The organism is Mariniflexile maritimum, assembly GCF_009746565.1.
Lineage (GTDB): Bacteria > Bacteroidota > Bacteroidia > Flavobacteriales > Flavobacteriaceae > Mariniflexile > Mariniflexile maritimum.
Map to the genome: position 1 here is coordinate 333,983 of NZ_WRPN01000003.1, position 14,199 is coordinate 348,181.

The 14,199-nt window shown below is 37.7% G+C and carries 14 protein-coding genes and 1 tRNA gene; 10 read left to right on the plus strand and 5 right to left on the minus strand.

Annotated features, from left to right (window positions below):
* The first annotated feature begins 30 nt into the window (after nucleotides 1–30).
* The 6 genes from GQO80_RS06760 to GQO80_RS06785 all read left to right on the plus strand — a co-directional run bounded on the left by GQO80_RS06760 (nucleotide 31) and on the right by GQO80_RS06785 (nucleotide 3,777).
* The gene (locus tag GQO80_RS06760; protein ID WP_157207576.1) at nucleotides 31–897 is read left to right on the plus strand and encodes a cupin-like domain-containing protein; all 867 of its coding nucleotides are present in this window, start codon (nucleotides 31–33) and stop codon (nucleotides 895–897) included.
* A 43-nt stretch (nucleotides 898–940) separates the two neighbouring features.
* Nucleotides 941–1,432 carry a DUF6646 family protein gene (locus GQO80_RS06765; RefSeq protein ID WP_157207577.1) on the plus strand — a complete coding sequence of 164 codons (492 nt, stop codon included), beginning with the start codon at nucleotides 941–943 and terminating at the stop codon, nucleotides 1,430–1,432.
* 153 nt (nucleotides 1,433–1,585) lie between these two features.
* Entirely contained in the window at nucleotides 1,586–1,903 is a 318-nt protein-coding gene (trxA, locus tag GQO80_RS06770) for a thioredoxin (protein WP_157207578.1), read from the plus strand.
* 77 nt (nucleotides 1,904–1,980) lie between these two features.
* A complete protein-coding gene (locus GQO80_RS06775) occupies nucleotides 1,981–2,526 on the plus strand; it encodes a ClpP family protease (protein WP_157207579.1) in 546 nt (181 codons plus the stop codon).
* Nucleotides 2,527–2,612: 86 nt separating this feature from the next.
* The gene (locus GQO80_RS06780; RefSeq protein WP_157207580.1) at nucleotides 2,613–3,542 is read left to right on the plus strand and encodes a DUF58 domain-containing protein; all 930 of its coding nucleotides are present in this window, start codon (nucleotides 2,613–2,615) and stop codon (nucleotides 3,540–3,542) included.
* A gap of 161 nt (nucleotides 3,543–3,703) precedes the next feature.
* A tRNA-Asp gene (locus GQO80_RS06785) sits at nucleotides 3,704–3,777 on the plus strand.
* A 224-nt stretch (nucleotides 3,778–4,001) separates the two neighbouring features.
* Here GQO80_RS06785 and GQO80_RS06790 read toward each other — a convergent pair.
* Entirely contained in the window at nucleotides 4,002–6,212 is a 2,211-nt protein-coding gene (locus GQO80_RS06790) for a patatin-like phospholipase family protein (protein ID WP_157207655.1), read from the minus strand.
* Nucleotides 6,213–6,295: 83 nt separating this feature from the next.
* Nucleotides 6,296–8,089, minus strand: a complete 1,794-nt coding sequence (gene uvrC / locus GQO80_RS06795) for an excinuclease ABC subunit UvrC (RefSeq protein ID WP_157207581.1) — start codon at nucleotides 8,087–8,089, stop codon at nucleotides 6,296–6,298.
* 129 nt (nucleotides 8,090–8,218) lie between these two features.
* Here uvrC and GQO80_RS06800 point away from each other — a divergent pair, with 129 nt between their 5' ends.
* The 4 genes from GQO80_RS06800 (at nucleotide 8,219) to GQO80_RS06815 (ending at nucleotide 11,168) form a co-directional block, all read left to right on the plus strand.
* Nucleotides 8,219–8,644, plus strand: coding sequence for an ATP-dependent zinc protease family protein (locus GQO80_RS06800; RefSeq protein WP_157207582.1), 426 nt, complete (start codon nucleotides 8,219–8,221; stop codon nucleotides 8,642–8,644).
* Nucleotides 8,641–9,519: a 30S ribosomal protein S6--L-glutamate ligase gene (gene rimK / locus GQO80_RS06805; RefSeq protein ID WP_157207583.1), complete on the plus strand. Its 879-nt coding sequence runs from the start codon at nucleotides 8,641–8,643 to the stop codon at nucleotides 9,517–9,519. Before GQO80_RS06800 ends, rimK begins: the two co-directional genes overlap by 4 nt.
* 52 nt (nucleotides 9,520–9,571) lie before the next feature.
* On the plus strand, nucleotides 9,572–10,543 hold the full coding sequence (locus GQO80_RS06810; RefSeq protein WP_157207584.1) for a succinylglutamate desuccinylase/aspartoacylase family protein: 972 nt from the start codon (nucleotides 9,572–9,574) through the stop codon (nucleotides 10,541–10,543).
* Between the two features lie 61 nt (nucleotides 10,544–10,604).
* Nucleotides 10,605–11,168 carry a 5-formyltetrahydrofolate cyclo-ligase gene (locus tag GQO80_RS06815; RefSeq protein WP_157207585.1) on the plus strand — a complete coding sequence of 188 codons (564 nt, stop codon included), beginning with the start codon at nucleotides 10,605–10,607 and terminating at the stop codon, nucleotides 11,166–11,168.
* On the opposite strand, the gene GQO80_RS06820 is transcribed toward GQO80_RS06815, so the two are convergent.
* The 3 genes from GQO80_RS06820 to GQO80_RS06830 form a co-directional block, all read right to left on the minus strand.
* Nucleotides 11,165–13,048 carry an OmpA family protein gene (locus GQO80_RS06820; protein WP_157207586.1) on the minus strand — a complete coding sequence of 628 codons (1,884 nt, stop codon included), beginning with the start codon at nucleotides 13,046–13,048 and terminating at the stop codon, nucleotides 11,165–11,167. The two genes, GQO80_RS06815 and GQO80_RS06820, sit on opposite strands and share 4 nt — an antisense overlap.
* A gap of 73 nt (nucleotides 13,049–13,121) precedes the next feature.
* Nucleotides 13,122–13,742: a lipoprotein signal peptidase gene (locus GQO80_RS06825; protein ID WP_157207587.1), complete on the minus strand. Its 621-nt coding sequence runs from the start codon at nucleotides 13,740–13,742 to the stop codon at nucleotides 13,122–13,124.
* Between the two features lie 69 nt (nucleotides 13,743–13,811).
* Nucleotides 13,812–14,195 (minus strand): TraR/DksA family transcriptional regulator, encoded by a 384-nt coding sequence (locus GQO80_RS06830; RefSeq protein ID WP_157207588.1) that lies wholly within the window; start codon nucleotides 14,193–14,195, stop codon nucleotides 13,812–13,814.
* Nucleotides 14,196–14,199: the final 4 nt, after the last annotated feature.

A 14,199-nucleotide genomic window follows, 5' to 3' on the forward strand; every position in this document is an offset into this window, starting at 1 on the left:
TTAACTTTGACCGTTCTAAATTTTTAACCGTTGAAATTAAATCTGCAAGATATTCCTCGTGTAAAAACCATTAGCAAAGAGGATTTTTTAAAACACTACTTCAAACCACAAAAACCAGTGGTTATTGAACGTTTTATCGAGCACTGGCCAGCCTTCACCAAATGGAACCTAGACTATATGAAAACCATTGGGGGCGATCTTACCGTACCTCTTTACGACGATCGACCGGTTGATTATAAAGATGGCTTTAACCAACCCCACGCCAAAATGAAATTGGCCGATTATATCGATTTGTTAAAACGCGAGCCCACCAGGTACCGCATTTTTTTATGGAACGCCATTAAGGAACTGCCCCAGCTACAAAACGATTTCTCGTTTCCCGATTTCGGGTTACGCCTCATGAAAGGCATCCCCATGCTGTTTTTTGGCGGGCGCGATTCTTATACGTTCATGCATTATGATATTGATTTGGCAAACATTTTCCATTTTCATTTTGAAGGAAAAAAACAGATCATCCTGTTCGACCAAAAACAGAACAAGTACCTGTACAAAGTACCGCACTCCCTAATTACCCGCGAAGATATTGACTTTGCAAACCCCGACTTTAAAAAATGGCCCATGCTTAAACACGCACAAGGCTACAGCACCGAACTTAACCATGGCGAAGTACTGTATATGCCCGAAGGCTACTGGCACTACATGCGTTACCTAACCCCAGGGTTTTCCATGAGTTTGCGCGCTATTGCACGAAACCCAAAAAACTTTGGTCTAGCCGTTTACAACCTTTTTGTAATGCGCCATTTTGATAATGCCATGCGCCGTTTTAAAGGCCAGAAATGGATAGATTGGAAAAACCAACAAGCTATTTTAAACACCCATAAAAAAATAGTTTCTTAAATAACTTATGGTATCTTTGCACACTTACATTTAATCTCAAATCATGAAAAAATTAATTTTATTGGCAGTCCTTCTTTGTGCGTCGTTTGTTAACGCCCAAGCTTATAAAGGTAGCGGCGATAACAAATTACAGTTAGGCACCAGTTTTCAAGACAATGCAACCGGCATTAACATAAGTTACGATTTTGGTTTGGGCGAAAACATATCAATAGGCGTATCGTCATCGTATGCATTAGGGCTTAACGATACTGTTTCTGCTAGTTTTGGCGATCGCTTTGATGTAAAAGGGCGCTTTAACGCCAACTTGGGGAACGTTATAAATGTTGACGAAAATTTTGATGTTTACCCAGGTTTAAACCTGAGCCTTAAAAATTTTGGTGGTCATTTAGGCGCACGCTACTTTTTTTCTGATGGTTTTGGCATTTATACAGAACTAAATGTGCCATTTGCAAAATACAATACCGATACCTTAGATGCGGGCGAAAAATTATTCAACCAGTTTACCATTAATTTGGGTGCTTCATTTAATTTATAGAATACCGATTTTTTTTCTTAAATTGCAATTTACCACTACATAGCCATAAACAATTAGGCTATAAATAAAACAAATATTACCTTTCAATATTTAGTAATTTTTTTGACTAATTTTGTAAAGTAAAACAGAACACGAATTAAAAACATACACATTATGGCATTAGAAATAACAGATGCAACATTTGAAGAAACAGTTTTAAAAAGCAGCAAACCTGTTTTGGTCGATTTTTGGGCAGCTTGGTGCGGCCCATGTAGAATGGTAGGCCCTATCATTGAACAAATAAGCGAGGAGTACGAAGGAAAAGCCGTTGTTGGCAAAGTAGATGTAGATGCTAACCAAGAATTTGCAGCAAAATACGGCGTGCGCAACATCCCTACGGTGTTGGTGTTCCAAAATGGCGAAGTGGTTGGCAGACAAGTGGGTGTTGCACCTAAAAACGCTTACACAGAAGCTATTGACGCACTTTTATAATCCATATAAAAAAGAAAACAAAAAAGGTTTGCCATTTGGTGAACCTTTTTTTTATTTTAGATAAAAATTAGAAGAAAATGAGTGATAAAACAAAAATTCAAGATGCCATTGACAGCAAATTAATTGAACAACGCAAAGTTTTTTTATGGGGACAAGTAGATGACAAATCTGCCAAACATGTAATAGATAGGTTATTATACTTAGATGCCCTTGAAACCAAGGACATCCATTTGTACATTAACAGCCCAGGCGGTTACGTTACCTCCGGATTTGCGATTTACGATTGTATGAAATCATTGAAAAGTGAGGTCTCAACAATTTGCACCGGGTTTGCGGCGTCTATGGGCTCTATCATTTTATCGGCAGGACAAAAAGGAAAACGCTTTATACAGCCCCATGCACGTGTGATGATACATCAACCCAGTGGAGGCGCCAGTGGACAAGCCAGCGATATTGAAATTACCGCCAAAGAAATCATCATAACCAAAGAATTGAGCGCCCACATTTTGGCAGATAATTGCGGCCAAACCTTTGAAAAAATAATGAAGGATTTTAACCGCGACCATTGGATGGGTGCGGAAGAATCGGTTGCCTATGGAATTGTTGATAAAGTAGCCCTCTGAAAAGGCCCCTGCCTTCGAGAATTCCCAAATAATTAAGATTATACCCAAAAGGGTGTTCCTCCTCTTTGGTGAGGGTGGTGAGGCTTATGAACTTACAAAACGAACTTAATAAAACGGAAGGTTTCAAAAACCTGGAACTGCTTGCAAAACAAGTGGTCGAGGGTTTTATAGCTGGCTTGCATAAAAGTCCGTTTCATGGGTTTTCATCCGAATTTGCCGAACACAAAATATACAACAAAGGCGAAAGCACCCGCCATATTGATTGGAAATTATTCGCAAAAACCGAAAAACTATACATCAAGCGTTATGACGATGAAACCAATTTACGGTGCCATATCATACTCGACAACAGCAGTTCGATGCACTTTCCAGAAATGCGCACATTTTCAATTGAGCATCTCAATAAAATTGGCTTTTCGGTATTGGCGTCCGCTTCCTTAATGCATATTTTAAAAAAACAACGCGATGCGGTTGGCTTAAGCATATATAGCGATGCCTACGATTATTATGCCCCCGAAAAAGGCAGCGAGCGCCACCACCAAATGCTGTTAAACCATTTAAGTGAGGCCCTTATTTCGACCCCGAAAAACAAACAAACCGAAACGTACAAGTATTTGCATGAGATAGCCGAAAAAATACACAAACGTTCCATGATTTTTTTATTTACCGATATGTTTCAAACTTCCGAAGAAGAAACCAAACTATTTGAAGCGCTTCGCCATTTAAAATACAACAAGCATGAGGTTATTCTGTTCCATGTATTTGATAAACAAAAAGAATTGGCCTTCAGCTTTGATAATAAGCCAAAGCGCTTTATTGATGTGGAAACGGGCGAATACATAAATTTATATGCCGATACCATTAAAGAAAATTATACCAAAGCCGTAACGCAGTATTTTGAAGCTTTAAAACTTAAATGTTTACAATACAAGATCAAGTATGTGGAGGCCGATACAAACAAAGATTTCAACACCATTTTAACAACCTACATGATAGAACGTAAAAAGTTTGTTTAACCAAAAGCCTTTTTAATAACAGAAATTGAAAAAACACAAAATTGGTTATGGGGCTGTAATTTAGTGCGTTGAAACATAAGATGAAAAAAAAATAAAAAATACAAAAAAAAGGTTTGACATATTAAAAAAGGCGTGTATATTTGCAACCGCAATAATGCAACGGTCTGGTAGTTCAGTTGGTTAGAATGTCGCCCTGTCACGGCGAAGGTCGCGGGTTCGAGTCCCGTCCAGACCGCAAGTATTGCTAAAGAAGCTCTAAGAGATTAGGGCTTTTTTTGGCACTTTAAAGAAGTTGTGTTGTTAGTAAACACCTCGTGTTTGCTAAAGGTTTAAGTAGTTAAACCAATGAGAAGCTTTCCTTTTTTCTTAACAGAAGATTGGGATGCTTTTTTGTTTAGGGGTGTTTGGTTTAAGAAGTATTTGCAAATGAAGCTTTTGTTAAAAATGAAAGTGTGCCCATTAAAACCAAAACCCTACATTAAAAAACCAATAGGTTTGCTGCCTATCGGGTGTATAACTAAATTTTGCCTGTATCGGGCCCAAAAAGGTTTCAATGGCATACCCTAGCGCGTACCCGTTATAATTGGGCAACGTAAACCACTTGCCAGATTCAAAAATATCGTCTTCAACGTTTGCCCAATTGCCTTCAAGGGTAATGTGGTTCTTTTTAAAAACCTCGTAATCGGCACTTAAAAATGTTTTTACATAACTGTTCCCCGTAAGGGAAATAAAATCGTAACCAACAAATGGCACAAAATTATTTATTAGGTTGTTTCCGTTTCCGCCAAGGGCAAAATCCAACTTCCTGGTAGCTTTATTGCCAATTTTAAAACCGCCGCCCATTTGTAAATTAATTGCCAATTTATCGGTTATACTAAAAGCATACCCCATATCGGCCTTAGCGATTGAAAAATTATCAAACTCTTGGTTAAAATGCGAAGCATACAGGTACATGTGCAAATCGCCATTAAAGTACACGCCTCGCTTTGGAAAATATTTATTATCGTAAGAATCTAGTTTTAAACCTCCAAAAACGCTCAAATAATCGGTGCTTTCAAATATAAATTCATTTGTTTTGTTGTTGGTTGCAAGCGTTTGGGTTTTAATTTCCAAGCGTTTATGTTCTGCACCAAGGCTTAGCGCAAAGTCTTTTCTAAACAGGGTTTGCACATAAAATTGGTTGGTTTGGTCTTGCAGTTCGGCATCTATTTTATTGATGCCAGTAGAGGATATCTGTGCATCATCCAACAACAATTTTGCATTGATGTCTTTGTTAAACTGGTGGTATCTGGATTTAAAGCCCACGCTCCAATAAAAACCATTGTCAATAAAATACTCAAAATTATAGCGCACATTATCGCCTAAAATTACATCTAGTGAGGCAACGTCATTATCAAACAACCATCTTTTTTTTGTTAGGTTTACTAGTGCAGCACTTTTGTACAAATCGTCAAAATGCAATCCTAACTTTAAAAAAGTACTTGTTTCCAGTTCCTTTAGGTTGGCTATAAGGTTGTAACCTTGTTTATCTTCGGTGCTTAATAATTCGTATTCAATGGAGCTAAAGTTATTGGTGGCAACTAAATTGTTAATGCCCAGGTTAAAATCTTGATAACTAATTTTTTCATTGTTTTTAAATTTAAGCTTTCCTAAAATATAAGCACGCGTATATTTATTGTTTCCCTTTATAACTATGGTATTGATTGTAATACTATCATGGTGCACAATTTTTAATTTAGAGGTATTTTTTAACTTTATGGGACGTACCAGTTTTTTTAAATCGTCCATCTTGTAGTTGGTTGCCTGTTTCCCGTTTTCAATTATTTTGGAACCTTCGCTAAACGAAACCACACTATACTCCTTAATGTCTGGTTTTATATAAATATCGGTTTTTTTAACCTTCAATTTCATGTCGTTAATGGTTCTGAAATTGTTTATTTGTGCCAATACGTCGAGTGCAGATGCCAGTTCCTCCCTTTTCGCCAACCCGTCTTGAACATCAACCCCAATAATAACGTCCATCCCTTTTTCACGCAATTCATCAATGGGATAATTGTTAACCACGCCGCCATCAACCAACACCTCGCCGTTAATTAGTACGGGCTGAAACAATGAGGGCAACGCGCCACTGGCCATTACAGCCTGTGCTAAATTGCCCTTATCGAGCACCACCGCTTTTCCGGTTTCGATGTTGGTTGCTATACAGAAAAATGGAATGGGCAATTTATCAAAATCGGTAATACCGTTAACGTGCAAGGTTAACCTGGACAACAGGCCATACGTGTTTTGCCCCCGGGACAAGGCAGAAGGCAAATTGATCTTAAAATTTTCAAAGGGTAGCGTAACGGCATATTTTTCAGAATTTGTACGTTCATAAAACGCTTTGGAAGCCCTTGGCAAATCATCGTTTATGAGTCGGTTAAAATCAACTTCCCTAAAAATGGAATCAAGCTGATTTCCCGTATAACCAGAGGCATAAAGTGCGCCAATAATAGCGCCCATGCTGGTTCCTGCCACATAATCGATTTTTATGCCTAAACTGTCAATTACCTTTAGAACGCCAATATGTGCCAACCCTTTGGCACCACCGCCGCTTAATACCAACCCAATTTTTGGCGCGTTGGTTTTTAAGCTATCGTTTTGCGCTTTCGCGGAAAACAAAGCAAGCATAAATAGGGCTACTATGATGGTTTTGGTTTTCAATGGATGGTTTATATCTCTCTACTTGTTGGCATTGGGCTACTTACATTCTTTTAGTTATTTTGATAGTAATTATATACTTTCTCTGCACGCGAAACGCCAATAATAGGCTCCAGCTCATCCAACTTTGCATTGGCAACGCGTTTGGCCGATTTAAAATGTTTTAACAAATCAACCACTGTTTTTTCGCCAATACCCGGAATGGTTTCCAACTCGGTATTTAAGGCACTTTTACTTCGCTTATTCCTATGGTGCTCTATACCAAAACGATGCGCTTCGTTACGCAACTGCTGGATCACTTTTAAGGTTTCACTTTTTTTATCTAAATATAGTGGAATTGGATCGCTTGGATAAAATAATTCTTCCAAACGTTTCGCAATACCGATAATGGCTATTTTTCCTCTTAAACCCAGTGCTTCCAAACTTTTTAATGCCGAACCTAACTGCCCTTTGCCCCCATCGATGATGATGAGCTGCGGTAAGGGTTGAGCTTCATCCAACATACGTTTGTAACGCCTGTAAACCACTTCTTCCATCGAAGCAAAATCGTCGGGCCCTTCTACGGTTTTAATATTAAAATGCCGGTAATCCTTTTTACTGGGCTTCCCGTTTTTAAACACCACACAGGCCGCTACGGGGTTGGTGCCCTGTATATTCGAGTTATCGAAACACTCAATATGCCGTGGTTCTTCATGCAAACGTAAATCGGCTTTCATTTGTGCCATAATGCGGTTGGCATGCCGGTCGGGGTCCACGATTTTATCTTGTTTAAAACGTTCCATCCTGTAATATTTGGCGTTTCTTAGCGATAAATCCAGGATGTGCTTTTTGTCGCCCAACTGCGGTACGGTTACCTTTATGTCTTCCCCAATTTCAACTTTAAAAGGTACATAAATTTCTTTTGATTTGGAATGAAAACGTTGACGGATTTCGGTAATTGCCAACTCCAGTAATTCCACATCGGTCTCGTCTAGTTTTTTCTTGATTTCCAGGGTATGCGCCCGAATAATGGAACCATGCGATAGCTGTAAAAAGTTCACGTAACCAAAACTTTCATCGCTCATAATGGTGAACACATCCACATTGCTAATTTTCGGGTTTACAATGGTGGATTTTGATTGGTAATTTTCAAGAACCTCAATTTTTTCCTTAATTTTTTGGGCCTCTTCAAAATGCATGGCTTCGGCACATTGCCTCATTTGCTGTTTAAAGTGGTGCAGGGAATCCTTAAAATTTCCTTTTAAAATTTCCTTAATGGCTTTAATGCCTTCATTGTAGCCCTCTTCGGTTTGCAAACCCTCACAAGGCCCTTTACAATTTCCTAAATGGTACTCCAAACACACTTTGTACTTGCCCGCTTCAATTTTGGGTTCCGATAAATCGTAGTTGCAATTCCGCAGTGAGTACAGGCCTTTTATCAATTCCAATAATGTTGAAACGGTTTTCATGCTGGTATAGGGCCCGAAATATTCAGAACCATCTTTAATAACGCGGCGGGTTGAAAAAACTCTGGGAAAACGCTCGTTCTTTACACAGATCCAGGGGTACGACTTATCGTCTTTCAACATGACGTTGTATTTGGGCTGATACTTTTTAATGAGGTTGTTTTCCAGCAACAGCGCATCGGTTTCGGTAGCGACCACAATATGCTTTATGGTGGCAATTTTATTAACCAGTACACGTGTTTTTCCGTTATCGTGGGTTTTGGTAAAATAGGAACTGACCCGTTTTTTTAGGTTTTTGGCTTTTCCAACGTAAATAATCGTGCCATCGGCATCATAATATTGATACACTCCCGGTTGGTTTGGCAGGGTTTGTAGTTGGATATCGAGCGTAGGTTTGTCCATTACCCAAAGATAATTATTTTAAATTTTTTAACGATGAAATACCTCGCGGGAAATCTGTTAAACTTTCAGTACAAATTCATCATATAAATAACTAAATTGGTACATTGCGACACCTTTTTAAAACATAAAATGAACAAAAAAATAATTGGACGGGTTGATAAAATAGATTTTCCGAAGTTGGAACTCTACAATATCGATGTTAAAATTGATACCGGAGCTTACACCTCAACCATTCATTATTCTGAAATTATTGAAGAAAACAATACCTTGCGATGCGTTTTTAACAGCGACGAACATAAAAATTTTGGCAAAACCGAAATCACTTTTAACGATTATTCGCGTACCACCGTAAAAAGCAGTAATGGTTTGAAAGAGAACCGTTACAAAGTAAAATCTGAAGTCATTTTTTTTGGAAAGACCTACAAAATCAACCTAACGTTAAGCACTCGCGACGACATGAGATTCCCCGTTTTAATTGGCAGGCAATTTTTAAAACGCAAATTTATGGTTGATGTCGATTTGGAAAATGTTTCATACAACACAAAAACCTTATGAACATAGTTATTTTATCCAGAAACTCAAATCTATATTCCACGGATAGACTTGTTGAAGAAGGCGAAAAAAGAGGGCATAAAATGGAAGTTATAGACCCTTTAAAATGCGATATTATTATTGAAAGGGAAAAACCCACCATTTATTATAAAGACCGCTATTTGGATTATGTAGATGCCGTTATCCCCAGAATTGGCGCTTCCATTACCTTTTACGGTTGTGCCGTAGTGCGCCAATTTGAAATGATGAACGTGTTTACCATCGCCACTTCCGATGCCATTCAGCGTTCCCGCGACAAACTGCGCAGTTTGCAACGCCTAAGTAAGGCAGGTATTGGCATGCCAAAAACCGTTTTTACCAACTACTCGCGCGATGTTGAAGAAGTGATAGAACATGTGGGCGGTGTGCCCGTAATTATTAAATTATTGGAAGGCACGCAAGGATTGGGCGTGGTTTTGGCCGAAACAAAAAACGCTGCCGAATCGGTTTTGGAAGCCTTTAATGGTTTAGAAGCACGCGTTATTGTACAAGAATTTATAAAGGAAGCCAAAGGTGCCGATATTCGAGCACTTATTGTTGATGGTCAAGTAATTGGCGCCATGAAACGCCAAGGAAAAGAAGGTGAATTTAGGTCGAATTTGCACCGTGGCGGCACCGCCAACATCATCAAACTAAATGATGCAGAATTGCGATTGGCCATCAATGCCGCCAGGGTGCTAAAACTGCCCGTTTGTGGCGTGGATATGCTACAATCGGCACGTGGACCCTTGCTTTTGGAAGTCAATTCTACACCCGGACTTGAAGGCATTGAGGAAGCGACCAACAAGAACATAGCCAAGAGCATTATTGCTTATATTGAAAAAAGCCGACGTAACTAAACTAAAAAAAACAAGTCCCATAATAACAAACACGAAAAAACATTAAAATAGAATGGCAGCACCAAACCACATTTTAACCATTCAGGAAACGAACATTTATCCGGGCGAAAGCAAAGAGATTAATTTTGATGTTGCCAATTTACATACCGCATCGCCCGTAAACGTACCTATTATTATTGAACGTGCCCATAAACCCGGGCCCATTGTATTGTTTACCGCCGGTATTCATGGCGATGAAGTAAATGGTGTTGAAATTGTACGGCAATTGATTGCCAAGGGCATTAACAAACCCAAAATGGGCACCATTATTTGCATACCGGTTATTAATATTTTTGGATTTATAAACTTGAAGCGCGAATTCCCCGATGGCAGGGATTTAAACCGGGTATTTCCCGGTACGGTCGATGGGTCTTTGGCTAGTAGGGTGGCCCATAAATTAGTGCACGATATTGTGCCCCATGTGGATTATATCATCGATTTCCACACTGGCGGTTCGGGCAGGTTTAACGCGCCTCAAATACGCATTTCCAAAGAAAACAGGCACCTCAACGAGTTGGCCAAAGCCTTTGCAGCACCATTTGTGCTTTATTCAAAAAACCTAACCAAATCCTTCCGAGATGCGTGCTACAAATTAGGAAAGCCCATGCTGCTTTTTGAAGGCGGCAAATCGTTTCACATTGATGAAACCATTGCCAACCACGGCGTTAACGGCTCAAAACGCATTTTAAAACATTTGGGAATGTTAAATACGAACCACAAGGTTTCAAAACCCAAAAAAGATACCGTTTTTATTAATGAAAGCCGCTGGCAACGCGCAAGTTTTTCGGGCATGTTTAGTGCTACCATTGCCATTGGCAGCCATGTAAAAAAAGGAGAGGTTTTAGGCCAAATTACCGACCCTTATGGAAAATTAAACCATGCCGTAAAAGCACAAAATGCCGGTTATATTATTAATGTGAACGAATCGCCCATTGTATATCAAGGCGATGCGCTGTTTCATATTACAACAAAACTTAAACGTTAGATAAGTTAACCCCGTCAGGGTTTTGAACCCTGACGGGGTTAAAGATTAAAAATTTTAAAAGATGACCAAAAGCACCTTACGAAAAAAATACAAAACCCTTCGCAAAGCGTTGTCAACTTCACAAATTGATGCTTTTAGCATTTCCATTGCCAATCAACTTTTAAAATTACCTATTTGGAACTTTTCTTTTTATCACATTTTTTTAGCGATTGAAGAACAAAAAGAAGTGAATACCGATTGTATTTTGAATATCCTTTCGGGAAAAGATAAGCACGTTGTTATTTCAAAAAGTGATTTTGAAACGGGCACTATGACAAATTTCTTGCTAACCGATAATACAATTATAAAAAAAAATCAACACAACATCCCAGAGCCTGTTGATGGCATTGAAATTCCAAACGATAAGATTGAAGTAGTTTTTATACCGCTTTTAGCTTTTGATAAAAAGGGAAACCGCGTAGGTTATGGCAAAGGTTTTTATGACCGTTTTTTAGCACATTGCAACCCAAAAACCATAAAAATAGGTTTATCGTTTTTTGAGGCTGAAGCTGAAATTTTTGATGTTTACGAAAGCGATATCCGTTTGGATTATTGTGTAACTACAAAATCAATTTATAGGTTTTAATTTTCGCAATTCTCGCAATAGGTGTCGCTCAAATAATCATCTTCCAATAATTGGAATGTAACGCCTCCCCTATCAATAGAATTGAACAATTTACAAAAACGGGCTTTATTGATGTTAATGGCATTAAGCATGATGGTCCTATAATTTTCATCTTGCGTTAACTGCTTGTCGATGAGCGTTAAATTTAGATAATAAAATAATAGGTCTTCATCAATATCGATGCTTTTTGCTTTATTCTCAAGTAATTTCACCGACAAATCCGTGTTGGCATAATAACTGAAAAATTGCGCTAAGCTTAAATAATCATAATCTGAAAGCGGAAAATTTTTATACGTGGAATTAATAAATGCAACCGATTTATCCTTATTCGCATAATCTCTTTGCTGCATCAATGTTTCTGCTTTTATAATATGGATGTTCACCAACATTCTATCAATTAAGGATGCATCAATTTTATAATTTTTTAATGCATTAATTTGGCTTATAAGTTTGTTTGGCTCAACCTCAACCGCTTTATTTCTCCATAAAATTATTTTAATGGCGGCAATATTATATTTCACTTCGCCATTATTGGGGGCTAATTTTTCAAGTTCCAACAACTCATTGTAAACAATTAATGATTGCCTTACATCTTGCATACTCCTAAAGGCCGCATTTTTATTGAATATTTTTACGAATTTCGATTGCTTCGGAATTTCCATTTTTCGTAAAAAATCGGGCGTTATCTCTTTTTCTTTTATTTTCTCAAAAATAGAATTTTGTATTTCCATCGCTTTTTCTAGTTCCTGTGAAGTTATTGCCGTATGAAATTGGGCCAACAATACATCGGGTGGCATGTTTTTATAAGTATCTTTTTTTTCTAGCTCCAACTCTAAAAGAGCTTTTCTATGATGTTTTAAAATAGGCTCCAATGCCGTGGAAAGGTTAGCATCCAACTTCACTTTAATTTCTTTTTTTGTGAGGTTTTTTAAATTGTCGTGGGGCGTTCCTTTTATATCATTTAAAAATTCCACCCAATTTTCAGAGGAAGAAACGTCCGTTTTAATAGTTGGTTTTTGAAAACTTTGTAAAGCGGCAACAATGCTGTTGGCACGTTGTTGCTGAAGCTCAAGGTTTCTTTCAACAGATCCTTCAACCGAAGAATAGGCCTTAATTTTGATGGTTTTTATGTTATAATCGGTTAACCTTAACGAATCATAAATAGGTTTAATATCCTGCTGTGAATATTCCGATTTATTCTTTTTGAATGGAATTTTAAACTTTAAGGTTTTGTACTTCATTACAAACCCTTCATCCATAATGGGTTTAACTTTTTTTGGATTATAGGTTAAAGAATCCAAATACATACCCATATCCAACAAATCCCAAGGGTAAGATTCTAAATGGTAAATGGTATTATATCGGCATAGATTATTGTTTGTTAAAAACAAAATATTGAATTCCAGTTCTTTGTTTATCAAAGTATTGGGTATTTTTCCAACGAACACACGAAACAGTTGGTTTGCATACGGTTTTAGGCCGCTTTTTAAATTTGTTGTATAAATAGGCTTTAGTAATTCCCCTTTAATTTGAGGGTTTCCCAAGCGTATCTCCAAACAACCATAACATTCTTTTGAAACCACATCAACGGCAATGCCATCGGTTGGGTTTTTAAAAAGCTGGTTAAACCACGCTTTATCGTTTACTTGAAAATATAAGTTGTCATTTTCTCTAACAACCGAAAACTGTACTTCTTTTGGTTTTTGCGCAAATGTTTGGGTGCATTGTTGGCAAACAACATCCCTATCGTTGCCAGGGAAAACTATGTTGTATTTCGTTTGGGCCGTAAGCGTTAAATGAAAGATTATAAATGAAATTACTGCACAGAAACGATAGGCCATAAACAAATTTTTAATGTTAAAAAACTAAATTTATGAAAAAATACTTACGGATTAGCGTTTATTAAGCAAAAAATTATTTTTTGGGAAATGCCTTTTTATTAAACACAATAAGCATGATAAACCCAGTGCTTATCGCCATATCGGCCAAGTTAAAAACGGGTTCAAAAAAATTGAAACGCTTGCCACCACCAATAGGAAACCACGTAGGCAAATCGATTTCAAACAACGGAAAATAAAGCATATCAACCACGTGGCCATGTAAAATAGTATCGTAGCCTCCTGCTTCGGGCATAAAGGTTGCTACTTGGTTATAACTATGGTCGAACAAAACACCGTAAAAAACCGAGTCGATAATATTGCCTAAAGCTCCTGCAAAAATAAGGGCAATGGCTACCAACAAAACCTTGGAGGCCTTATTTTTAGTGGCATCGTACAACCAATAGCCAATACCAAAAATGGCAACAATCCTGAAAACGGTTAAGGCTATTTTGGCATTCCTTTCAGAAATAAAAGACACAAAATCGCTGAGTTTTGTTCCCCATGCCATTCCTTCGTTTTCGATAAAATAAATTTGAAACCAACTAAATACCTCGATGCTGTCCTGAAGCTTAAAGTGGGTCTTGATGTAAAACTTACTTATTTGGTCGATAAGCAAGATAATGACAATGAGAAAAATTGATTTTTTTAAGGACATTATGCTATAATCTGTTAAAATAAAAAACGTCCCAAAATGAGACGTTTCAAATATATCATTTAAAAATTATTATTGCTGCATATTTTTGGCCTCAATGCTTAACGTAGCGTGGGGCACCAATTTTAGGCGTTCCTTGGCTATTAATTTCCCTGTAACCCTGCAAACGCCGTAGGTTTTGTTTTCTATACGGATTAAGGCGTTTTTTAAATCGCGAATAAACTTTTCTTGCCTAATGGCCAATTGCGAGTTCGATTCTTTGCTCATCACTTCACTGCCTTCATCAAAGGCCTTAAATGTGGGCGAGGTATCATCGGTACCATTATTGTGGTTGTTCATGTAGGCACTTTTAATAAGTTCCAAATCATGTTGTGCCTTCACTATTTTGTCTTGTATTAGTTCTTTAAATTCCGCTAAATCTTTATCAGAATATCTTACGTTCAAATCTAAACTCATAATG

Bases quoted from the DNA above. Each gene is read 5' to 3' on its own strand.
- GQO80_RS06765 (WP_157207577.1), top strand. From the start codon at position 941: ATGAAAAAATTAATTTTATTGGCAGTCCTTCTTTGTGCGTCGTTTGTT.
- trxA (WP_157207578.1), top strand. From the start codon at position 1,586: ATGGCATTAGAAATAACAGATGCAACATTTGAAGAAACAGTTTTAAAA.
- GQO80_RS06775 (WP_157207579.1), top strand. From the start codon at position 1,981: ATGAGTGATAAAACAAAAATTCAAGATGCCATTGACAGCAAATTAATT.
- GQO80_RS06780 (WP_157207580.1), top strand. From the start codon at position 2,613: ATGAACTTACAAAACGAACTTAATAAAACGGAAGGTTTCAAAAACCTG.
- GQO80_RS06790 (WP_157207655.1), bottom strand. From the start codon at position 6,212: ATGCTTGCTTTGTTTTCCGCGAAAGCGCAAAACGATAGCTTAAAAACC.
- uvrC (WP_157207581.1), bottom strand. From the start codon at position 8,089: ATGGACAAACCTACGCTCGATATCCAACTACAAACCCTGCCAAACCAA.
- GQO80_RS06800 (WP_157207582.1), top strand. From the start codon at position 8,219: ATGAACAAAAAAATAATTGGACGGGTTGATAAAATAGATTTTCCGAAG.
- rimK (WP_157207583.1), top strand. From the start codon at position 8,641: ATGAACATAGTTATTTTATCCAGAAACTCAAATCTATATTCCACGGAT.
- GQO80_RS06810 (WP_157207584.1), top strand. From the start codon at position 9,572: ATGGCAGCACCAAACCACATTTTAACCATTCAGGAAACGAACATTTAT.
- GQO80_RS06815 (WP_157207585.1), top strand. From the start codon at position 10,605: ATGACCAAAAGCACCTTACGAAAAAAATACAAAACCCTTCGCAAAGCG.
- GQO80_RS06820 (WP_157207586.1), bottom strand. From the start codon at position 13,048: ATGGCCTATCGTTTCTGTGCAGTAATTTCATTTATAATCTTTCATTTA.
- GQO80_RS06825 (WP_157207587.1), bottom strand. From the start codon at position 13,742: ATGTCCTTAAAAAAATCAATTTTTCTCATTGTCATTATCTTGCTTATC.
- GQO80_RS06830 (WP_157207588.1), bottom strand. From the start codon at position 14,195: ATGAGTTTAGATTTGAACGTAAGATATTCTGATAAAGATTTAGCGGAA.